Source organism: Dissulfurimicrobium sp. (genome assembly GCF_049968175.1).
GTDB lineage: Bacteria > Desulfobacterota > Dissulfuribacteria > Dissulfuribacterales > Sh68 > Dissulfurimicrobium > Dissulfurimicrobium hydrothermale.
Map to the genome: position 1 here is coordinate 5,587 of NZ_JBMFRG010000004.1, position 22,417 is coordinate 28,003.

A 22,417-nucleotide genomic window follows, 5' to 3' on the forward strand; every position below is an offset into this window, starting at 1 on the left:
CTTGCAGTATTGATCGGTAAAATATTTTCTCTGAAAATAAAGCGCCAGGTTTACAAGACTGATCAAGACCGGCACCTCGACCAGCGGACCGATTACTGCTGCAAAGGCCTCGCCTGAATTTATCCCGAAGACCGCGATGGCTACGGCGATGGCCAGTTCGAAGTTGTTGCTGGCTGCGGTAAAGGAAAGGGTAGCTGTTTTTTCATAACCAGCCCCAAACAGCTTTCCAAGATAAAATGATACAAGAAACATGCTGACAAAATAGATAAGTAGCGGTATCGCTATACGGAGTACATCAAGCGGAAGCCTTACAATATACTCGCCTTTAAGGGCAAACATAACAACTATGGTAAAAAGAAGGGCGATAAGGGTAACAGGACTTATGACTGGAATAAAAGACCTTTCATACCACTCCCTGCCTTTGATTTTTAAAAAGACAAAACGGGTAACAATGCCTGCTATGAAAGGTATGCCAAGATAGATAAATACGCTCTTGGCTATCTCTAACATGCTTACTTCAACGATTATTCCCTTAAGGCCAAACAACAGCGGAAATTTTGTAATGAATATGTATGCATAGAGGGAATAAAACAGTACCTGAAATATGGAGTTAAACGCCACAAGGCCTGCTGCATACTCACGATCTCCACAGGCAAGATCATTCCATACTATCACCATGGCTATGCAGCGGGCAAGCCCTATCATGATAAGGCCGTACATATAGTGTGGATAGCCACTTAAGAAGATGACTGCAAGTAAAGACATCAGGATCGGCCCTATGATCCAATTCTGCACAAGGGAAAGGGTCAAGACCTTTTTGTCTCTGAATACCTTGCCAAGCTCTTCATAGCGCACCTTGGCAAGCGGGGGATACATCATGAGGATAAGGCCTGTGGCGATTGGGATATTTGTCGTCCCGACCTGAAAAAGATCTATAACGTCCTTTATCGGCGGGGAAAAATAGCCGCTCAGCACCCCTGCCGCCATCGCAAGGAATATCCACATGGTTAGAAACCTGTCAAGAAAACTGAGACGCCTGGTAAGATTATCCATTTTTACCTCCCTTAATCTTGTTATATTGTAAACATGCCGGATTTTAATAAAAGAGCTCTTGTTTTTTAGGATGGCCATCATAGATTTTATAAATGGAGTTCATCTATCATACACATCATGAGGGGCAGTAGATCGAAATCTTTAAATATATAGCCGAATATCTTTGAAGGATAATTTTTAGACATATATAATTAATTATATATAAAAAAATAATGATATGTCAAGCCGCAATCCTCTATGACGGAACGATCAGCCGACTCCTTAATATTCGGCATCAAGACGGTTTATAATTGTGACAAGATTGTGACAAGGCAAAGAACGAATTCCGCCGAAAATAGATTTGAAAATTAATGTAAAGGATTGTCATGGCGACCATCTCTTTGAAAAAGATATTTTTGGTCTTCCTTAAAATAGGTACTCTTTCCTTCGGAGGGGTCTATTCCATGCTTGCCTTTTTTGAAAGGGAGCTGGTTGAAAGGCGCAAATGGCTGACACATGAAGAATTTATTGAAAGCATAGCCATCGGACAGATGACGCCCGGTCCGCCCATAGTAAATACTGGTATTTGCATAGGTTACAGGCTGCGAGGGATAAAAGGCGCCCTTGCCGCAACCGTCGGCCAGTCGTTTACAGGCAGCGTGCTGGCCATATTACTTGCGATCTTTTATATAAAAAACAGAGACAATGTCCTGCTGAATTCGGCCATGAAAGGCGTTGGAGCAGCCGTAATAGGATTGCTGCTTTCAATCATTCTAAAAATGGCAAAAAGCACTATCAGGGATTACAAGACGGCGCTGTTTGCCTTGGCCGCCTTTTTTGCCCTCATATTGTTCAAATTGAATCCCATCGGCCTTATCCTGGCATCAGGAGCACTCGGCTTCGTTGTCTATGGAAGGAGTATATGATGGTTTTGCTAAGACTGTGCTGGTTGCTTATCGTCATCAACGCACTCACCATAGGAGGTGGCTATGTGATGCTTCCTATGCTCCAGAGAGAATTCGTGGAAAAGAATCATCTGCTTACCAACCAGGAATTTCTGGATGCCATCGCGATCGGGCAGATCACCCCTGGCCCCATGACCGTTATGAATGCCGTTATCGGATACAAAATCAGCGGTTTGATAGGGGCTATATTGGCAATGCTAAGTTCATACTTGCCGTGCATTATAATTGCAACGCTTGTGACGAAATATTATTACGATTACAAGGAATCGATAATCGTTCAATCGGGCTTCAAAGGGATAAAACCAGCCGTTATAGGATTGTTGTCAGTAGTGGCCGTTTCGCTTGGACATACAGCGCTTGTGGACCTTCCCACATTAGGGATCGCCGTTATAAGCTTTGCTGTAATCGCCTTCACCAAGACAGATCCGTCTTTCGTGATCGTCGGGGCAGGGATCCTAGGGGCTATCCTATCATAAAATCATAAAACTCTCGATAGGATTAAAACACAATCAAAGAGGCAACGGCCCCTGCAACTACAACATATAGGACGTCTATCTGTTTGGACAATGCAACAAAGGCCACCAACGCCAACAACGCTCTCACGACATCCCAATGGATGTCAAAGGCGAACTTCAACGTTACATAAAAGAGCAACCCCACAAAAGACGAAAGGATTCCCTTTGTAACCGGCAGGAAATACCTGCATGACCTCAGCCTGTCAAAAACCGGGACGACCATGACCAATATCAGAAATGACGGCGTGAAGACCGCTATAGTTGCAACCACTGAACCTGCAAATCCATATAACAAATATCCGACAAATGCAGCCGTAATGACGATGGGGCCTGGCGTAACCTGGCCTAGAGCTATTCCATCCATAAACGTCTTGCCGTCGAGCCAGCCCTTTACGTTTACAATCTCATGGAGCATCAACGGTAAAGAGGCAAAGCCCCCTCCAAATGCGAACATGTCTATTTTCATCATCAGAAGGGCGAGGTGAAAAAATTTGTCATCTAAGACATAAAGGGCAAAAAGGCCTGAAAACAAGGCTGCAACAAGAACAATATCGCGTTTGACGACAGACAAGACTGACTCGCCGCGGGGGTTTGGGAGGTCCGTACCTTCAGTGGTGCTGAAAAACAAACATCCTGCCACTCCAGAGCCAATCACAACAAAAAAAGGGCTTATGCCTTGCCAGAAGAACACGGCGGATGCAACCGCCATCAAGACAGCCTTGGCGCCCTTCAATATAGACCTGCCGAATACGAAAGTGGCGTTAGCTACGATGCAAACCACGATCACCTGGAGTCCGGCAAAGACTGATGCAGTCCACGAAACCCCGTGGGATATGATATAACCAATCGAAAGCCCCACCATGAGGATAAAGGCCGGAAGGCCGAAACCTATGTAGGACGCCAAGGCCCCGGTTATGCCGCTCACCTTGAGCCCCACATAGGCCGCCATCTGCATGGCGGTCGCACCAGGTATGGACTGGCAGAGGGCGACGCCATCGTTAAAGGTCTTGCTGTCCAGCCACCCCTTGCGCCTTACCGAAAGTTCCTTTATATGCGCAACCATAGCTGGGCCGCCGAATGCCGTAAGCCCGAGCCTTAAAAAAGATAAAAACAAGGAAATGACCACGTTGGGGCTGCTATCAGGGTAAACCATGGATTTCATTTGTACCACAAAATCCATCTCAAAAAAACGACCAGGGCAAAAGCCATGTAGTCATTTCTTCATATTTCATGTATCTTAATGGCAACTTTTACGCATTTTACCCCATCTTGCCCATTGAATTGGCATACGATTGGGTGTTCTGTCTATCTGTTTGATCGAACGGCTGCAATTTGTCAAAGAAAGGGATTTAAAAAAAATGGAATATAAAGACACGCTGAATCTCCCGAAGACAGGCTTTCCAATGAAGGCCAACCTGGCGCAGAAGGAGCCGGAGATGCTCAAACGCTGGGAGGCGATGGACCTCTACAGACTCCTGAGGGAACAGGGCAAGAGACGCCCTAAATTCATCCTCCATGACGGCCCTCCCTATGCAAACGGGCATATCCACCTCGGCCATACGGTCAACAAGGTCTTGAAGGACATAATCATAAAGTCGCGTCAGATGATGGGCCTTGACGCCCCATATATCCCTGGCTGGGACTGCCACGGCCTCCCCATCGAACACAACGTGGAAAAGGAACTCGGCCCCAAAAAGAAGGAGATGGGACGCCTTGATATCCGCAACCTTTGCCGCCGATACGCTGAAAAATTTGTAGGCGTTCAAAGAGATGAATTCAAGAGGCTTGGCGTCCTGGGCGACTGGGAAAACCCGTATCTCACCATGACCTTTGACTATGAGGCGTCGATTGCAAGGGAGTTCTGCCGCATATTCAACGAAGGCCACGTGATAAAGAACAAAAAACCCGTACACTGGTGTCCGACCTGTGTAACGGCCCTTGCAGAGGCCGAGGTCGAATATGAAGACCACCGCTCCCCTGCCATCACCGTAAAGTTCAAGGCCGAAGATGACCTAACAGATTGGCTCAAGGCGCGCATCAAAGACCTCGCTCGCCCTGCATCTGTGCTAATCTGGACAACCACGCCCTGGACGCTTCCGGCGAACATGGCGATCGCTCTTCACCCGGAATTTGACTATCTAGTCGTAGAAGTAAAAGACGAGGTCTGGATCCTTGCCGAAGGGCGGCTCCTGCAGATCCTTGCACTCTGCGGTCTCGAGCAGACGGATGCAAGGATCTTGGGTAGATTCAAGGGCGCTGAGCTTGAGGGATTGTCTGCGAGGCATCCGTTTCTTGATCGGTCGAGTAGGATCATACTTGCAGACTACGTAACGCTTGAGGCAGGTACAGGCTGTGTCCACACAGCCCCCGGTCACGGGGTGGACGACTACGAGAGCGGTCTCAAATACGGCCTTGAGGTCTATTCACCTGTGGACGACCTGGGCCGTTTTACCGCGGATGTCCCGCTTTTCCACGGCAAAAACATATTTGACGCCAATAACGAGATAATCGAGCTCCTTCAAGGCAATGGCGCGCTTGTATCAAGCGAGTCCCTAACACACAGCTATCCTCACTGTTGGCGCTGCAAAAGGCCGGTGATATTCAGGGCCACGCCCCAGTGGTTCATATCGATGGAAGCCGGCGACCTTAGGAAAGAGGCGTTAAGGGCCATAGACACCGTAAGGTGGATCCCATCGTGGGGAAGGGAAAGGATCTACGGCATGGTCGAGTCAAGGCCTGACTGGTGCATATCCCGGCAGCGGGCCTGGGGGGTGCCTGTTACTGTATTTTTGTGCGGAGATTGCGAAGAGCCGGTGATGGATGAAGAGATCGCGGCGCACCTAGTCTCCATATTTGAAAAGGAAGGGGCGGACGCCTGGTTCAGGAGAGACGCCTTGGAACTCCTACCGCCTGATACAAGGTGCCCGAAGTGCGGCGGAACAGCGCTCAAAAAGGAGATGGACATCCTTGACGTCTGGTTCGACTCGGGCGTAAGCCACGCAGCGGTCCTTGAAAATAGAGAAGGGCTTCACGCCCCTGCCGACCTCTATCTCGAGGGGAGCGACCAGCACCGTGGGTGGTTCCAGAGCTCACTCCTCACCTCTGTGGCCGCAAGGCACAGGGCGCCTTATAAGGCGGTCCTCACACACGGATTCGTTGTGGACAAAGAGGGCAAGAAGATGTCCAAGTCCGTGGGAAACGTGATCCCGCCTGCCGACGTAATAAAGGAGTATGGCGCTGAGATATTGAGGCTCTGGGTCTCTGCCGAGAACTATCAGGACGACATCAAGATATCCAAAGAGATTCTGAAGCGCCTGACAGAGGCCTACAGAAAGATAAGAAATACGATCCGCTACCTCTTAAGCAACCTCTCTGACTTTGATCCTGAAAGGGACACACTGCCCTTGAAAGAGCTCGAGCCCATAGACCGCTGGGCGCTGTGGCGGCTTGAAAACCTTATAGCCAAGGTGAAACAGGCCTATGAGGATATGAGATTTCACATGGTGTTTCATCAGACCTACCAGTTCTGCACGGTTGACATGAGCGCCCTTTATCTCGATATCCTGAAAGACAGGCTCTACTGTGAACTCCCTGCCGGGCGGCTGAGGCGTTCGGCCCAGAGCGCCATCTACCGGATAGTCCGCGATCTGATGCTTTTGATCGCACCTGTCCTTTCCTTTACCGCGGATGAGGCCTGGGATTATCTGCCTGGCGATAAGGAAGAGAGCGTATTCCTGGCTGGATTTCCGGATGTTGATGCAAATGTTCTAAGTGAAGAGGAAAGACTGGAATGGGAGCGGCTTTTGTCCATAAGGGCCGAGGTCACAAAGGCCCTTGAGACAGCGCGCAAAGAGAAGCGGATAGGGCTTGCCCTTGATGCCAAGGTCACGTTGTATACAAGCGATGGGGAGACCGAAGCCTTCCTGAAGGGACACGAGTCCATCATGAAGATGCTAGCCATAGTCTCCCAACTTGAGACGATCTATACGAAACAACGCCCTAATAGGGAAGATATCCGGGAGGCCGAAGGGGTAGCAGGCCTTTACATCAAGGTAGAACCAGCAGCCGGACAAAAATGCGCCAGGTGTTGGACATGGAGCGAAGACGTAGGCAAAGACCTTACGTTCAAAGATGTATGCGGCCGCTGCTCAGGGGTTCTCAGGGCCCTTGGGCTCAACGGTTAGGGGGACTACGGCCGTGAAGTCACCAAGCGATCTGGCCAGGGGATGGTCAAGGCCCCTTCTCCTGCCCGTCGCACGCCTCTTTTCTCACATAGGTCTTGGCCCAAATGCTATATCCATAATCGGACTTGCGGCATATGGGGCGACAGGGGTCATGATTGGTCTCGGATCTTTATTTTGGGCAGGGATAATGCTAGCCGTATTCGGCCCCCTGGACGCCGTCGACGGCCTTGTCGCGCGGGAGAACGGTATGGTGAGCCGATTCGGGGCCTTTCTTGACTCTGCCGTTGACCGCTATGCGGAATTCTTTTTGTTTGTAGGGCTCATGATTCATACATCCTCAGATACAGACGGTTGGGGATGGTGGGCACCCCTCTTGACACTTTCCGCCATGTCAGGCTCCCTTCTGGTGAGCTACACAAGGGCCCGCGCAGAGGCCTTGGGTTTTACCTGCAATGTCGGACTCCTCACGCGTTTTGAGAGAATCCTCATCCTGGTTGTAGGGCTCATCTTCGATCTCATCTATCCTATGCTCATAATCCTCGCTGTCTTTACACACGCAACCGCCATTCAGCGGATAATCCATGTCTACAGACAAAAAGACGCACATTAAACCGGGTCGACTCTATGTAATCGCAACCCCGATTGGAAACCTCAAAGACATAACCATTAGGGCAATTGAGACCCTCGCAAGGGTACATCTGGTGGCTGCAGAGGATACGAGACAGGCGAGGAAACTCCTAAGCCATCTCGGACTCAACCCAAAACTCATAAGCTCCAGGCAGCAAAACGAACTTATAGTAAAAGATGTGATCTTGAAGACACTCGAACAGGGAAAGGACGCAGCCCTGGTCACTGACGCAGGGACCCCCGCGCTTTCAGATCCAGGGGCCAGGCTTGTAGCAGCTGCAAGAAAGGCTGGTTTTTCGGTCATCCCGATCCCAGGCCCGTCAGCCGTCACGACCGTCCTCAGTGTGGCCGGTATGCCAGCGGACAACTTCCTCTTTCTCGGATTCCTGCCATCCAAGAGAGGTGAACGCAGAAAGAGTCTTGAAGCAGCATCAGGCCTCCCTTGCACGCTCGTCCTCTTTGAGGCCCCACACAGGCTCCACGAACTCATGGTGGACATGCTGGATGTGCTGGGGGACAGAAAGATAGTTATTGCAAGGGAGATAACAAAGGTGCATGAGACTATTATGGCGGGCCATATAAGTGAAATCATGAAAGACCTGCCGAATGAAATAAAAGGGGAGATCACCATTGTTGCTGAAGGGGCGCCTCCTGTCAAACCGGATATCAAGGGCCGCGAAGAGGCCATAAGGGACGCTGTTTCCCTTATGCTCGCCTCGACATCAGTCAGAGAGGCGGCTGAGACCTTGAGTAAGGCCACAGGCATAGCCAAGGGCGTCATCTATAAAATCGCACTGGAGGTGAAAAAGGGATGAAGATCGTTGCCATTATCCCAGCCAGATTCAAGTCAACCAGACTACCCGGGAAACCGCTTGCCGACATCGGAGGCAGGCCCATGATACTGCATGTATATACACGGGCCGTGTGCATCCCTGACATGGATCAAGTAGTGGTGGCCACTGACGATAGGCGCATATCCGAATGCATAAAAGAGGCAGGAGGCAATGCTGTGCTCACGGATCCGACGCTCTTGTCGGGCACGGATAGGATCACCGAGGCGGCGCGCGCACTTGGGCTCTCGGATGAAGATATTGTGGTGAACATTCAAGGAGATCAGCCGCTGATCGAGGAGGAGCCGGTCCGAATGATCATAGAAAGGCTCGTCCGCGAAACCGAGCTCGCTATAACCACACCTGCATGCCCCATGGATATGGAAGAGGCGATAAACCCCAACAGGGTTAAAGTGGTGGTGGATGCCAGGTGGCACGCCATATATTTTTCAAGGGCGCTGATCCCATTCGACCGCGATGGGGTGCTGAAAGGGATCAGAGGGGCCTTTTTGAGGCATGTCGGCCTCTATGCCTATCGTTTTGGCTTTTTAAAGACCTTTGCTGGACTTAAACCCGGCGCCCTCGAAAGGATCGAACAACTTGAACAGCTAAGGGCCATTGAAAATGGCTTCCGAATCGGCGTGGTAAAGATTGAAAAGGCCCCGCTGGATGTGGATACGGCCGAAGATCTCGAGGTGATTCGAAGGCTATTTAAAGAACCCATGTCGCCACTCTAGCCAATGGTCACCTTTTCGAGCCTTACCTTTTCTCCCAAAAACCATGCGACTATCCGCTCGGTCATGGGGGTGACGTCAGACAGAAAGAACCTGGCCTTGGCCCGCACCCCTAACATGCCGGCAGTGCTGTCGTCTCCAAGATAATTTCTGATAGCCGCCGCAGCCTCTCGCGATGGATCTATTATCTCAACGCGTTTCCCCATCTTCTCCGTAATCACTTGCTTTAAAAGCGGATAGTGGGTACAACCGAGTACCAGGGTGTCTATTCCTTTGTCTTTAAGGGGCCTAAGATATCTCCTCACAATCATCCTGGTCTCGCGTGCCTCGAACCAACCCTCCTCGACCAAGGGTACAAGCAGTGGGCATGCCTGGCTATAGACCTTTATCTCAGGATCCCTGGCGCTGATCTCCCGCTCATATACCATACTTGAGACAGTAGCCCTCGTCCCTATAAGCCCTATGACCTTTTTACGCGTCCTGGCCACGGCCTGGTCTATGGACGGCGTGATAACCTCGAATACAGGCACATCAAGCGTCTTCCTCAACGCCTCTGTGGCGACGCTAGCAGCGCTATGACAGGCGATCACTATCAACCCCGCCCCCTGACTGATGAGAAACCGTGCATCCTCAACCGCATACCTGATAAGCGTCTCGGGACTCTTTGCACCATAAGGAGCTCTGGCCGTATCGCCGAAATATACGAGCTGTCTGCCGGGAAGCATGCGCCGTAACTCCCGTGCCACGGTAAGCCCACCAACACCTGAATCGAAAATACCGATTATCATATCCCTCATGACCTTCATAACGACTTTTTACATTGACACAGCAGAGTATTTTTGGCTAGTGTAAAAGATCAAAAAATAAACATCTTCGAGGTAGCCGATATGTTGCAAGAAAAAGATAGATGCCTGCCCAACGTTGCAGGATACAATGACATAATAGATGAAATAGGTGAGGATGAGGAAATAGAGACGACGATAATCTCGCTCGGTGAATGCAAGATAGACTCGCCGCTGGTGAAAAAACTGTATTCCTGCTTCATCCGAGATGAAGACCGGGTGCTCGTAAGGGTGTCGGAACATAACATCAGACAGACCATCAAACGCGGCGCATCCCTACCCTCCTTTGAGATGGCCGGGCCAAGAAGAAAGATATACTTCGATCCAGCCAAGACACGTTGCGCGATAGTGACATGTGGCGGGCTCTGTCCAGGCATAAACGACGTAATCCGCGCTATCGTCATGACCCTGCACTTCGGCTATGGTGTGCAGCCCATAGTTGGCATCCGTTATGGACTTCGGGGCTTTATCCCAAAATACGGCATCCCGGTAATGGAACTTACGCCCGAATCGGTGGTCCGCATACACGAATACGGCGGCACAGTTTTGGGATCCTCCCGTGGGAATCAACCTGCGGACGAGATAGTAGACGCCCTGACGAGACTAAATGTGAACATACTTTTTATGATTGGCGGTGACGGGACCTTCAGGGCTGCAAGCAAAATAGACGATGAGATCGCGGCAAGGGGGCTTAAAATATCAGTGATAGCCATCCCGAAGACAATAGACAACGATATCTATCTGGTATCAAAGACGTTTGGATTTGACACAGCCGTGGAGATGGCGTGCGAGGCCATAAGGTGCGCGCACACAGAGGCGGTCGGCGCCCCAAATTGCATAGGTCTTGTAAAGGTAATGGGCAGACACTCTGGATTCATCGCCGCCGCCGCGGCAAATGCCCTTCGGGAGGTCAACTTCTGTCTGATCCCAGAGAGCGATTTCGACCTTGAAGGCGACGGGGGGTTGTTAAAGGCCCTTGAAAACAGACTCAGGGAACGTGGGCATGCCGTAGTGGTAGCCGCCGAAGGGGCAGGGCAACGGTATGTAACCGGCGGCGTTGTTGAAACAGACCCTTCGGGGAATGTAAAGCTCGGGGACATCGGCCTCTTTCTGCGGGACCGCTTCAAGACCTATTTTGATGAGATTGGAATGGACGTCTCTATACGCTACATAGACCCGAGCTATATCGTCCGCAGTGTACCAGCCAATGTAAACGACCGCCTCTACTGCGCAAACCTTGGGCAAAACGCGGTCCATGCAGCCATGGCCGGAAAGACCGCTATGATGGTAAGCCTCTGGAACGACCGCTATGTCCACGTACCCATAACTGCAGCGATAAAACGTAGGAAAAAGGTGGATTTGAATAGTCGGTTCTGGCTGAGCGTACTTGAATCAACAGGACAATCAACGCTTAAAAACTAAACGCCGCCTATGTATAAAGGCGCATGGGAACAGCCGAAAATCAAAATATGGGCGGGCTGTGTATGATAAACAGCCTCAGCTCTCCGTCGCTTGAACTTCTGACGCCGTGTGGAACGGCCTCGGGGACGAATATATAGTCGCCCTGGCCGATCTCCTGATGCCGCCCGTTTATAAAGGCCTCTCCTCTGCCGCTGAGGACATATATAGAATCTATCTCATGCTCGTGGACATGAATAGGTATCTCCGTGTCTGGTTTAAGGATGAGTATGGAGACACCCACCTTCTGACACTCTGTCTTTGTAATGAGCTTGGCGATCTTGACGCCCTCATATTTTGGATGGGGCTCGAATCTGATCCCATCACCGCATTGAAAGAAAGCAGTCTTTAATGAGACCATTACAGACCTCGCTTAAAAAATAAAATATAAGGCATCTCGTTTCAATTTTGAATCTAGGTCGGTCTATAATATTTGTCAACAAGGCACTTTCAGCCCAAGATATCAATTTAAATCAACATCGAGAGCAAAATGGGCAAGAACACCAGCACAAGCGGCATTTGGAGAAACAAGCCCGAAACAATGGCTATGGCAAGCGGTTTCAACATAGCCGCCCCTTCACCGAGCCCAAGCGCAAGCGGCATTAAGGCCAAGATGGCAGCTATGGTGGTCATGGCGATGGGGCGGAGGCGGTTTTCCCCGGCCTCGACCAAGGCGGCCTTAAAAGGCATTGTGGACGAGATGCAGATGGCATTGAGCTCGGAGATATAAAAAATGGAGGCCTCTGTGACTATACCGATAATCATTGTAATGCCCATCATAGACGAGATGTCAATCTCCGACCCTGTAATCCACAACCCGAAAAAGACCGCCGAGATGGAAAGGAGGGTGGTAAAAAGAATAGCCAAGGCGATCCTGAATCTCTCATAGAGAAAAAGGAGCAATAAAAATACAAGCATCACCGCCGCAACGAAGACCGTGATCAGGCCCTTGAAGGCGATCTTTTGCTGTTCGTAAAGCCCGCCGAGCTCATAATACACCCCTTTTGGGATCAATCCCGGCCGACGCAGAACCTTCTTTACATCTCTTATGACAGAACCCATGTCACGCCCACTTATCCTACCCGTTACGGCTATCATCCTCTTCAGGTCTTCATGCATAATCTGGGGCTGGCCGGTAAGTATATTGATCTTAGCTATCCTCTTCAGGGGAAAGAGATGTCCTCCGGAACCCTTGAGCTGTAGATTTTCTATGTCCTTCATATTCTTTCTGACATCTTCAGGGACCCAGACCCTCACGCCCACCATCTTCATGTTCTCCTGTATCTTTGTCGTAACAACGCCTGTAAGATACTGGGTGACAAATCGTGTCACAGCCTCTGGATCAACCCCTTCGAAGGACGCCTTATCCCGGTCCACACGGATTTGAAGGGCATCGCCTGCGAAAACGATCCCGTCCTTCACCTCCACTACCCCTGGGATATTGCTTATTGCCTGCGCCACCTTAGGCCCAAGCCTTCCAAGGAGGGACTGATCATCGGAAAAAAGTTTTATCTCTATAGGTTGCGGTACCGCAGTCAAGTCTCCTATAAGATCCTCCATCAATTGGGCCATCTCGACCTGGATCCCAGGTATGGTCCTCTCTATCCTGCCCCTTACCTCATCCATTACGGCCTCTATAGGACGTCTGGGTCCAGGCTTGAGCCTTACAAAGAAATCGCCCTCGTTGGCCTCCGTGAGGAAACCGCCAAGGGCCGTGCCTGTCCGTCTCGAATAGGTGTCAACCTCTGGGGTGGCGCGCAGTATCGCCTCAACCTGCCTTAAGAGCCTATCTGTTTCAGTAAGGGATGTGCCTGGAGGGGTGCGGTAATCGAGTATAAAACCGCCCTCGTCCATCTTCGGCATAAATCCTGAACCTAGCCTCTTGTATGAAAACCAGCCGGCAAATGCCAAGCTGACAAGGGTCAGCATGAGAAAAAGGGGGGCCCGATCAAGTATACACCGCATAAACCACCCGTATCCATTTTTAAACCGCTGTTCAATACCTCCTTTTCCGCCGTCCATGACCCTGATGTCGTCTTCTTTTAAGAGGTGTGCAGCCAGTACCGGAACCCCTATCCAGGCCACTAAGAAAGACACCACAAGGGCAGAGGCCATAGTCAAGGATAAGGCCTTGAAAAAGGCGCCAGTTACGCCCGAAAGAAAGGCGAGCGGGGCGAATATGATGACGGTCGAGGCGGACGAACCAGCAAGGGGGCTGGTAAGCTCCTTCATAGCGGCCATTATCCTCTCATGTCTGGTACCACTGTGCCTTGCGAGGCCCCTTACGATATGCTCCTCCATAACTATCATGTCGTCGATGATGAGCCCAACTGCAGCGGCCATACCCCCAAGCGTCATGATGTCGAACCTCATGTGCAGAAGATAGAGGACCAGAACGGTAACCGCCAGAACGCTGGGCACGGCGGCGGCGGCGATAAGGGTCATCCTTGCATTTCTCAAAAATATCCACAGGATGACTGCGGCAAACAAGACACCTAAAAACACTGCATCGCGGACACTCTTGGCAGAGGCGAGTATCAACTCGCTCTGATCATACCAGTTGGCTATCTTTATATCGCTGGGAAGGTGGGGCTTAAAGGCCGCAAGCTTTTTCTTGATATCCGTTGCTATCTGAACGGTATTGCCCCTTGGCTGCTGGTAAACCTGGATGAGTACGGCATCGCGTCCATCAGCCGTGACCTTTATCCACTGCGGGACCGTACCCAGTGTCACCGTCCCTATGTCGTCAAGGCGAAGCAGACCGTTTTGCCCTGAACGGATGACCGTGTTCTTAATCTCACCTATCCCGCCTAGTCTGGTATCGGATACAGCAAGATAGAGACGGTAGTGGTCCTCAATGCGGCCGACGGCCTTTACCACATTCGACGCCGAGAGCGCCTTTGCAACATCGTCCACTGTAAGCCCAAGGGCCTCCATCTTTGCCGGATCAAGCATAACCTGAAACTCCGCCTCCTGACCGCCCTGGACCTCGACCTTCGCAACGCCTTTCACCGTTGACAGGAAAGGAGCCAGCTGATAGAGGGCGATGTCCCTAAGCTCCACCAAGGAATGGGTATTTGAGGTAAGGCTGTAGGCCAACACCGGAAAGACGGTCGGATCCATTCGCCTAACCGTGAAACTAAGACCCTGCGGAAGCGTCGATCTTATCTGATTTATGGCCGATTCCACCTGAAGCATAGCCGAGACCATATCTTCGCTCCAATCGAAATTGACCGAGATATCAGCACTGCCGCGACTGGTGGTGGAACGCACGTTCCGCACGCCGGGTACGCCCCTGATCGCCTCCTCGACAGGTCTTGTAACCTCAATGGCCATTAGATCAGCCGGCCTGTCGCCTGCGTCTAAGCTGACCTCGACGCGCGGGAATTCAACATATGGGAAAAGGGCAACAGGGAGATACAAGCTCGCAGCGGCACCGGCCAAGGCAAGAACCGCTATCAAAAAAAGAATTGAACGATGATGGCCCTTGATCCAGTCGGCAATATTCACTTTATCCCCCGATCGCCCGGTATGGTCATGGGCACGGATCCGGCCGCCTCCTTAACCGTAACCGCCATGCCGTCCTTCAGCTCATAGTTGCCGAGGACTACGGCCATATCACCCTTTAAAATATCCCCTGCCATGACCTCAACCTCACCGTCGTTCTCAAGCCCCACCTTTACGATGTGTTTTTTCGCAAGACCACCCTTTACTGTGAAAAGGACAAAGGCCTTATCCTCCGGAATAACCGCGTCCCGCGGGACAAGAAGCCCCTTTCTGGAAAACAACCTTATCTCGCCCCTTACATACTCATTCAGCATGACGCCCAAACTGGACGGAAGCGAAACAAAGACATCAAGGAGGCGGGTTGAGGGATTCACCATCTTTGATACCGCCCTCACCCGACCGACGATGGGTCTTGCATCTGCCCTGTTCACAAACGAGACTGCCACCGACTGACCTGTCTTGACCAAAGAGGCGTCTTCAGGTTCCACGCCTAGCCTTACTTCCAACCCATTTTGCGCCACGATCTCCACTAGGGAGCTGTCAGGCTGGACCACTGCATCCCTACCTGCGATAACCCTGTTCACCGTCCATTCCGCAGGACCGTTTACAGGGACCCTTATAAGTCTTTCCGCACCGACTCCCTGATCTTCAAGGTGTTTAAGACGTGCAGCTGCTTGGTCTAATGTCTTTTTTGCAGCAGCCACCTCTTGATTTGTTGCAAGTCCCAGGGAAAAACGCTGATCTATAAACCCAAGCTCCTTCTTTGCACCCTCATATTCGAGCCGTGCCTCCTTGAAGGCAAGCAAGGCATCAGGACCTAGAGCTATCTTAAGAAGAGGCTCGCCCCTTCTCACCACCTGGCCCTCGTTCACATAGATCTCGGCAATCCGCGCCTGATACGGCAGAGACAGCACCTTTACCGCACCGGGCGACGGGATGACCGTCCCATATGCCGTTATAGTCTTTGTGACAATGCCTTCACGCACAGGTACGCAATAGACAGTGGCCCTTACATCCGCCAGCCTCCCGGCATATAAAGGCCCTGGACCGGCGAGATCAAGGCATATACAGAAAAATACCCCAACACTACAAACAAGAGGACAGAAAAACGATCTCATCGCCCGCCGCCTCCATGCGGTAAAGATTGTGCGGTATGTAAATATGGAAAGTAAAGACCAGATGCGGCCTCAAGCGCCACTGCCAGTTCGGTGAAACTCTCTTTGAGATTCAAGAACTCAAGCTCCTTGTTGATAAGATCTTCAACAACCTGATAATAACCTATGGCATCAATATCTCCTCGTTTAAAGGCCGCCTCTGTCTGCTTGAGAAGGCGTCTCTTGTTTTCGACAGCCTGCTGCAAAAGACCGACCTGGTCTCTTACCGCATTGATATCGCTTGTTATGGAGGCCAGTTGTGACCTGGCCTCAAAGAGTCTGGCCATATATTCGTCAAAGAGCCTCTGTCTTGTAGCATGCTCCACGGCTATACCGCCTTGATTACGGTCAAACACCGGGAGATCAATACTCACGGCAAAACCAGTAGTAACTATGGCCCCTGTATCCCTTGAACGGACTATCCCTAAGGCCATCTTTGGAAACTGCTTCAGTATTTCAGCACGAAGCCTAGCCTCTTCGCCTTCATAGCCCTCCTTAAGCGCCACGAGATCCAGGCGCCGCGCCTCAAGGCCGTTAAGTACACTGTCCTCTGAAGGAAGCTTGCCAGGCCAAGCGGAAAGGCCGACATCTTGGATATGTATCTCATAATCAGGGGGAAGTCCGAGGACCATATTGAGCGCAAGCCTGTCTTTCTTGACCTCTTCCTCGGACTTTGAAAGCCCAAGCTCGAATTGACTGAAGGCCGCCTCTGCTGCATCCAGATTCAATGCCGTCTCATTACCCTGCACCGCGGCCTTTTTCAGGATATCGAGCCTCTTCTTCATATCTTTCTCAATCCCTTTCAAGAGGGCAAACCTCCTTTGCGCCCAAAAAAGATGGATAAAAGAGAGTCGCGCCGCTTCAGCCACCTGCCACTCTTTCCAAGCCACCTCAAGTTCCACGGAGCGAAGGTCTTTTTTTTGTGCCTCAAGCTCAGCGGCCCTGCTGATCAATGAGGTGATGTCCCATTCAATCTGGGCGTTATAGGCGTTTACAGTACCTTTGGTAGGGCCGCCGGTTGGTCTGTCAAGGCCGGCGGATATCTTTGGATTGGGCAGTATGCCTGCCTTTAGAACCTGCGCACGGGCCAGACCAAGGCGGTCGCGCTCGGCCTTCAGTCCTGGGTTTGCAACAACGGCCATTATTGCGGCCTCGTCAATGGAAAGCCCGTCCGAAAGATCAAAAGGCACCGGCTTCAAGGGCCTCAACAGGGGATTTTCAAGCCCCTGCAACTCTATTTTGACCTTGGCCGTGTCAACCGGAGCAAGGGCCCGCTTCACGGCCAAGCTGTCGATAGGCATGGGATGATAAGGCGTACAGCCGGCGAGCAAGGCTACAACTAACAAAACGCAGCTGCTGATTGTACAATTTTCTTTCAACATTGCATTCTCTGACGGTTCTTTAAGGCCTGCAAATGTCGAAAGACAATAATATATAAATTTAACTGCTCTATTGCCTTTAAATTACCTCGAAATTAAATCTGATAGCGTCACAAAAGGCGCCGACTGCCGTGTTGCGCTGCATCCTTCGTCACCGCGACGTACAAGAAAATACGCCTCATTCCTCAGGATCTGCGCGCCTTGTATTTACGATTTTTACTTAGCCATCTCATATAATGACTTTTTATGAGATCATCAAATCTGGCGGCAAAAGGCCCTGCACAGGCCATCAGGCTAAAGTTCAAGGGCCATTGCACTCGTAACCCCATCCTGCTCCCTTAGCTTGGCCATGGCCTCTTCATTTACCTGCTCATCTGTCGTAAGGAGAATCACATTACGCCTATGGCTTGGGTCCTGACCGACCTGCATCCTGGCTATATTCACCCCCAACTCGCCTAGACAAACGCCGATCCGCCCTATCACTCCGGGCCTGTCTTCGTTATATATAAGGAGCATGTGCCCTTCAGGCGCCGCCTCCAGACGGAAGTCATTGATCTTTATGATCCTGGGTTCTTTCCTACCAAAGATGGTACCTGCTATCTCATTCGATCCGGACGCCGCTTTTACTTTTATGGTCAGGAGATTAGTAAAGTCTTCCGGCGTCTCACTCCTGGACTCAGTGACATTTATGCCGCGTTCCTTGGCTATTATCGGGGCGTTTACAAAATTCACCTCTTCCCTGAGCACGGGGGCAAGAAGACCCTTCAAGGCAGAGACCGTAACAGGTTTTGTATCAAGTTCAGCTATATCCCCCTGATAGAGTATGGAAACCTCCTCAATAGGACCGCCAGCCAGTTGGGCATGAAATGCGCCTATCTTTTCCGCCAGCAGAAGAAATGGGCCGAGTTGGGCAAGCACCTCGCCGCTCACCGATGGCACATTGACCGCATTTCTGACCTCACCCTTTGTCAGATAGTCGACGATCTGTTTAGCAACCGCAAGCGCTACGTTTTCCTGCGCCTCTTTTGTGGATGCACCCAAATGGGGCGTGCATATAAAGTTATCAAGGGAAAGGAGTGGATTTTCTTTTGTAGTAGGCTCTTTTTCAAAGACGTCGAGTGCCGCACCGGCGATCCTGCCTGATGTCAGGGCCTCATACAGGTCTTCTTCGTTTATAATCCCGCCCCTTGCACAGTTTATGACGTACGCCCCAGGCTTCATCTTATTGAAGAGTCCCTTGTTTAAAAAACCCTTCGTCTCTTTTGTGAGAGGGGTGTGGACTGTGATGTAGTCTGACTTTGCAAGCAGATCATCCAGATTAGTCATCTCAACCCCCAGCTTCTCGGCGACCTCCGGTATTACATAGGGATCAAAGGCAACCACCTTCATCTTCAATCCCTGGGCCAGTTGGGTTATAACACTACCTATCCTGCCCATTCCTATTATGCCCAAGGTCTTGCCCGCCACCTCTTGCCCCATAAAACGCTTCTTCTCCCACTTGCCTGCCTTCATCGAGGCAGTCGCCTGCGGTATGTGCCGCGAGAGTGCAAGGATCATGGCGATAGTATGCTCGGCTGCGGAATTTGTATTGCCGCCTGGTGTGTTCATAACAACTATACCGCGTTTGTTACAGGCCTGGATATCAACGTTATCGAGGCCTGAACCGGCCCTTCCTATCACTTTGAGCCTTCTTGCAGCATTTACGACATCGGCCGTCACCTTTGTGTTGCTCCTGATTACAAGACCATCCACGTCTTTTACGGCATCCAAAAGCTCGTCGGCCGGGATCCCCGGCCTTTCATCCACCTCGATCCCAGCCTCCCTTAGTATCTCAATCCCTTCCTTTGCTATCAGATCACTTACCAAGATCTTCATGGCGCACTCGCTCTCCTTTAATCTGTATCGAATTAATTGCTTGCAAAAAAGGCCTGTGCTGCAGCGACGCCTTGCCCAAGCTCAATCGGGTGTCCCATCGCCTTAAGCGCCCGCTCCACGGCTGCAATGGCTATTATCATGTCCCATTCACTCAGATGTCCCATATGGGAGATGCGGACGATACGACCCTTGGCCTGACCCTGACCGCCTGCAATGGTAATCCCATATTCCTCGCGGAGTTTCTTTACAATAGCCTGGCCATCTATGCCTTCAGGGGTCTTTATAACAGTCACCGCCTCTGAAGGGGCCTTTGAATACAACTCAAGCCCCATGGCCATGACCCCCGCCCTTGTACCTCCTGCAAGGCGGGCATGTCGTTTGAAAACGCCGTCGAGACCCTCTTTTCTTATCTCATCGAGCACGGCACCAAGACCTATAATGAGGGAAACCGCCGGGGTAAATGCGGTGGTGTCTTTGGCAATGGCCTTTTTTTCTCTCAAAAAATCGAAATAATATTTTGGAAGGCCTGACTTCTCGACTAGCCTCATGGCCTTCTCGCTCACGCTTACCATGGCAAGACCAGGCGGAAGGGCCAAGGCCTTCTGTGACCCTGTTATGACCACATCGACGCCCCATTCATCGGTCTTCAATTCATAAACGCCGAGCGCAGTAATGGCATCAACAACCAATACAGTCTCGGGCTTATTTTTCATCAGTGAAGCGAGCTCCTTTACAGGTTGCTTGGCGCCGGTGGAGGTCTCATGGGCCTGGACAAAGACCGCCTTCGCCTCAGGATTGGCATCAAGGACCTTTTTCACACGATCCGGATCCACGGCCTCCCCCCACGGTACGTCTATGTTTACAACCTTTATGCCATATGCCTCACATAATTCCGTCCAACGCTCACCGAACTTACCTGCTCTGATCACGATCGCCTTGTCCCCTTGGGACAGGAGGTTCACGACAGCGGCCTCCATGCCGCCGGTTCCGGAGGAAGCAAATATGATTACATCGTTCTTTGTCTGGAACAGATATTTCAAGTCCTCCCTCACCTTAGCGAGAAATGTCGAGAATTGGGGCGATCTATGATGAATGACCGGCTCAGATATCCTAGAAAGTATATGAGGCGCTACAGCCACAGGCCCTGGGGCCATGAGATAACGTTTCAACATCGAAAGTCTCCTTCGACTCTGATTTTGGGTTTAAAGCCTGCTATCTTATCGCCGTTTTATAGGGATATGTCAAGGGCAATAGCTACAAAAGATGGATCGGGATTGCCCCCATCGCGGATTTCTGTTAAAAATTATAAAAAATGCAATGCACCTATTTGAAGGCCATGTCTATGGATAACTCATGGAACGCCCTGATTAAAGACAGTTCTGGACCCCTGACAGAACGGCCGTTTTCAGACCTCAAGGCCCTTATAGAAAAGAAAAAGTCACGCAAGCCCGCCAAAAAGGAGGCTACTGGCGGCATATCTCAAAAAAATCAAAGGAAATCAACAAAACATCAGGCCGAGTGTTCGGATGAGGCATTATTTCTAGAAGCGGTCCAGGATGTGACCCCACTTCATCCAAAAAGAGAGGGGGAAGAAATAGACCCTGAGATGTCTTCCAGGCCTGCTATGCCGGCACTTCCCAACCCTCAGGAAATGGAAAAGGCAGAGATACTTAAGGCATTAAAGGCCCTGGTCTCGGGAAAGGCCCCATTTCCAGTAAAACAGACCCCTGAATTCGTGGAAGGTCCTGACCCTAGAACAAATGAATGGCTTGTAACCCGTCTGCACAATGGTGAATTTTCGGTACAAGGTTATTGTGATCTGCACGGCCTTGACACATTGGGGGCCATCGATGCCTGCGAGGCGTTCTTGAATCAAGCCATTTCAGAAGGCAGGCGTTGCGTGGCGTTCATCCATGGCAGGGGGCTCTCTTCCCCAAAAGGACCAATACTTAAAGAGGTCGTCACAAGATGGATCGCTCACGGGCGCTTCAGGAAATTTGTCCTGGCCTATAGTTCTGCCCCGGTCTGGGACGGCGGTGCAGGCGTAACATATGTACTGCTGCAGCGCAGACCCCAAGGCAAAAAAAGAAGGGCAAGGACAAGCGGAGGGCCTTTTGAGACATAAAGGGCGGCTGATAATAATAGAAGGTATAGACGGCACCGGAAAGACCACGCTGGCAAAGGCCCTACAGGAGCGACTTGCAAGGAACGGCTTTGATTCGATCTTCACATTTGAACCGACGGATGGCCCATGGGGAAAACGGCTTCGCAAGAGCTTTTCGTACAGCAAAAGGCTGCCGGTTCAAGAAGAACTTGATCTCTTTATCAAAGACAGGAGAGAACATGTCGCAGGGCTGATCCTGCCTGCGCTGGGCAGTGGGAAAATCATCGTCTGCGACCGTTATTATTTCTCGACCATGGCCTATCAAGGCGCAAGGGGGCTCGATCCGGACAAAATACGCCATGAAAACGAGGCGTTCGCGCCGTTACCTGACCTGATGTTCATCCTTGAGCTTGATCCGGCCGTTGCCTTGAGGCGCATATGTGAAAAACGCGGAAACCAACCGAACAACTTTGAAGAAATAGATTATCTTAAGAGGGTGGCCGCCATCTTCAAAGGCCTTTCCGATCCGTTCATAGAACGGCTTAATGCAGGGAGACCGCAGGACGAAATCATTGCCGCTGCATGGGTAAAAACAGCCTCATGCCTCGGTGCGCCATGAAAAATATCTTTCAATCCCGTTATACTGAAAAAAATCATCAGTATTTGGCGGCTAAACTACCGTCAAGTCAAAATGTTGTGCCGCTTGACAGACAGACGTGGGGATGATTCTTGCAAGGCCATTGTACAGAAACTTTTATTTTGACATTACGCAGGCGTCTTTTTTTACTATCGGAAACCTGACCGGATACATGCTAGGATCCAAAACCACCTGGCAGGCCAGACGCTCGTCCATATTTATTACTAGTGGCGCCAGGAGATTCGCCGTAATCTCATCCGGATTGCCTTTTGGGATCGTTACTATAACCATGACAAAGGCCTGCTCTGCCCGCTCAAGCCTCAGTTCTTTTTGCACTGAATCAGGCAGTTCAAAGACATAGTCGGAACAAAATACCTGCGGGCTCATTACAACAAAGGCGAGCCAGGGGGTATCGACACTCTGAAGCCAATAAAATGCGGAACCGCTGCGGTGAGGGAAGAGGACATATCTCTTGTCGGAAGGAAAACCCAATATCTCCCTTGTAAACGTTATCACCTTTTCGTTGTCTATCTCTATGCGGCCGAACCGCGTGGTCTCTATTTCCATAATCTTT

19 protein-coding genes are annotated in these 22,417 nt (G+C 50.8%); 9 read left to right on the forward strand and 10 right to left on the reverse strand.

Features of this window, described 5'->3' with window-relative positions:
- Positions 1–1,053 (reverse strand): ACR3 family arsenite efflux transporter (gene arsB, locus ACP5SG_RS00845; RefSeq protein ID WP_428121100.1); only part of this gene is annotated, 1,053 nt, incomplete at its 3' end.
- A gap of 365 nt (positions 1,054–1,418) precedes the next feature.
- Between arsB and ACP5SG_RS00850 the strand changes: the two genes are divergently transcribed.
- Positions 1,419–1,958, forward strand: coding sequence for a chromate transporter (locus tag ACP5SG_RS00850; RefSeq protein WP_237888641.1), 540 nt, complete (start codon positions 1,419–1,421; stop codon positions 1,956–1,958).
- Positions 1,955–2,473, forward strand: coding sequence for a chromate transporter (locus ACP5SG_RS00855; protein WP_237888642.1), 519 nt, complete (start codon positions 1,955–1,957; stop codon positions 2,471–2,473). Before ACP5SG_RS00850 ends, ACP5SG_RS00855 begins: the two co-directional genes overlap by 4 nt.
- Positions 2,474–2,495: 22 nt before the next feature.
- On the opposite strand, the gene chrA is transcribed toward ACP5SG_RS00855, so the two are convergent.
- Complete coding sequence (gene chrA / locus ACP5SG_RS00860; protein WP_428121104.1) at positions 2,496–3,665, reverse strand: chromate efflux transporter; 1,170 nt, start codon at positions 3,663–3,665, stop codon at positions 2,496–2,498.
- A gap of 205 nt (positions 3,666–3,870) precedes the next feature.
- Between chrA and ileS the strand changes: the two genes are divergently transcribed.
- From ileS to kdsB, 4 genes are read left to right on the forward strand one after another with little or no spacing between them, the layout of a single operon-like run.
- Complete coding sequence (gene ileS / locus ACP5SG_RS00865; RefSeq protein ID WP_428121107.1) at positions 3,871–6,696, forward strand: isoleucine--tRNA ligase; 2,826 nt, start codon at positions 3,871–3,873, stop codon at positions 6,694–6,696.
- Positions 6,697–6,709: 13 nt separating this feature from the next.
- Complete coding sequence (locus tag ACP5SG_RS00870; RefSeq protein ID WP_237888645.1) at positions 6,710–7,306, forward strand: CDP-alcohol phosphatidyltransferase family protein; 597 nt, start codon at positions 6,710–6,712, stop codon at positions 7,304–7,306.
- Positions 7,278–8,138, forward strand: a complete 861-nt coding sequence (gene rsmI / locus ACP5SG_RS00875; protein ID WP_237888646.1) for a 16S rRNA (cytidine(1402)-2'-O)-methyltransferase — start codon at positions 7,278–7,280, stop codon at positions 8,136–8,138. Before ACP5SG_RS00870 ends, rsmI begins: the two co-directional genes overlap by 29 nt.
- Positions 8,135–8,890, forward strand: a complete 756-nt coding sequence (kdsB, locus tag ACP5SG_RS00880; protein ID WP_237888647.1) for a 3-deoxy-manno-octulosonate cytidylyltransferase — start codon at positions 8,135–8,137, stop codon at positions 8,888–8,890. Before rsmI ends, kdsB begins: the two co-directional genes overlap by 4 nt.
- Here the strand turns inward: kdsB and murI are convergent.
- On the reverse strand, positions 8,887–9,693 hold the full coding sequence (murI, locus tag ACP5SG_RS00885; protein WP_237888648.1) for a glutamate racemase: 807 nt from the start codon (positions 9,691–9,693) through the stop codon (positions 8,887–8,889). The two genes, kdsB and murI, sit on opposite strands and share 4 nt — an antisense overlap.
- 33 nt (positions 9,694–9,726) lie before the next feature.
- On the opposite strand from murI, the gene ACP5SG_RS00890 reads away from it, so the two are divergent.
- On the forward strand, positions 9,727–11,151 hold the full coding sequence (locus ACP5SG_RS00890) for an ATP-dependent 6-phosphofructokinase (RefSeq protein WP_237888649.1): 1,425 nt from the start codon (positions 9,727–9,729) through the stop codon (positions 11,149–11,151).
- Between the two features lie 40 nt (positions 11,152–11,191).
- On the opposite strand, the gene ACP5SG_RS00895 is transcribed toward ACP5SG_RS00890, so the two are convergent.
- The 6 genes from ACP5SG_RS00895 to ACP5SG_RS00920 form a co-directional block, all read right to left on the reverse strand.
- Entirely contained in the window at positions 11,192–11,548 is a 357-nt protein-coding gene (locus ACP5SG_RS00895) for a cupin domain-containing protein (RefSeq protein ID WP_424661479.1), read from the reverse strand.
- 107 nt (positions 11,549–11,655) lie between these two features.
- Positions 11,656–14,697, reverse strand: a complete 3,042-nt coding sequence (locus tag ACP5SG_RS00900) for an efflux RND transporter permease subunit (protein WP_237888651.1) — start codon at positions 14,695–14,697, stop codon at positions 11,656–11,658.
- Positions 14,694–15,812, reverse strand: a complete 1,119-nt coding sequence (locus tag ACP5SG_RS00905) for an efflux RND transporter periplasmic adaptor subunit (protein WP_428121124.1) — start codon at positions 15,810–15,812, stop codon at positions 14,694–14,696. The genes ACP5SG_RS00900 and ACP5SG_RS00905 overlap by 4 nt, the downstream gene beginning before the upstream one ends.
- Positions 15,809–17,230, reverse strand: a complete 1,422-nt coding sequence (locus ACP5SG_RS00910) for a TolC family protein (RefSeq protein ID WP_237888653.1) — start codon at positions 17,228–17,230, stop codon at positions 15,809–15,811. The genes ACP5SG_RS00905 and ACP5SG_RS00910 overlap by 4 nt, the downstream gene beginning before the upstream one ends.
- Positions 17,231–17,521: 291 nt before the next feature.
- Complete coding sequence (gene serA / locus ACP5SG_RS00915; protein ID WP_237888654.1) at positions 17,522–19,102, reverse strand: phosphoglycerate dehydrogenase; 1,581 nt, start codon at positions 19,100–19,102, stop codon at positions 17,522–17,524.
- 32 nt (positions 19,103–19,134) lie between these two features.
- Positions 19,135–20,274 (reverse strand): pyridoxal-phosphate-dependent aminotransferase family protein, encoded by a 1,140-nt coding sequence (locus tag ACP5SG_RS00920; RefSeq protein ID WP_237888655.1) that lies wholly within the window; start codon positions 20,272–20,274, stop codon positions 19,135–19,137.
- A 140-nt stretch (positions 20,275–20,414) separates the two neighbouring features.
- On the opposite strand from ACP5SG_RS00920, the gene ACP5SG_RS00925 reads away from it, so the two are divergent.
- A complete protein-coding gene (locus ACP5SG_RS00925; protein ID WP_428121131.1) occupies positions 20,415–21,227 on the forward strand; it encodes a Smr/MutS family protein in 813 nt (270 codons plus the stop codon).
- Positions 21,217–21,825, forward strand: a complete 609-nt coding sequence (gene tmk, locus ACP5SG_RS00930; protein ID WP_237888657.1) for a dTMP kinase — start codon at positions 21,217–21,219, stop codon at positions 21,823–21,825. The genes ACP5SG_RS00925 and tmk overlap by 11 nt, the downstream gene beginning before the upstream one ends.
- A 135-nt stretch (positions 21,826–21,960) precedes the next feature.
- Here the strand turns inward: tmk and fliW are convergent, their stop codons facing one another.
- The gene (gene fliW, locus ACP5SG_RS00935) at positions 21,961–22,410 is read right to left on the reverse strand and encodes a flagellar assembly protein FliW (RefSeq protein ID WP_237888658.1); all 450 of its coding nucleotides are present in this window, start codon (positions 22,408–22,410) and stop codon (positions 21,961–21,963) included.
- Between the last annotated feature and the right edge of the window lie 7 nt (positions 22,411–22,417).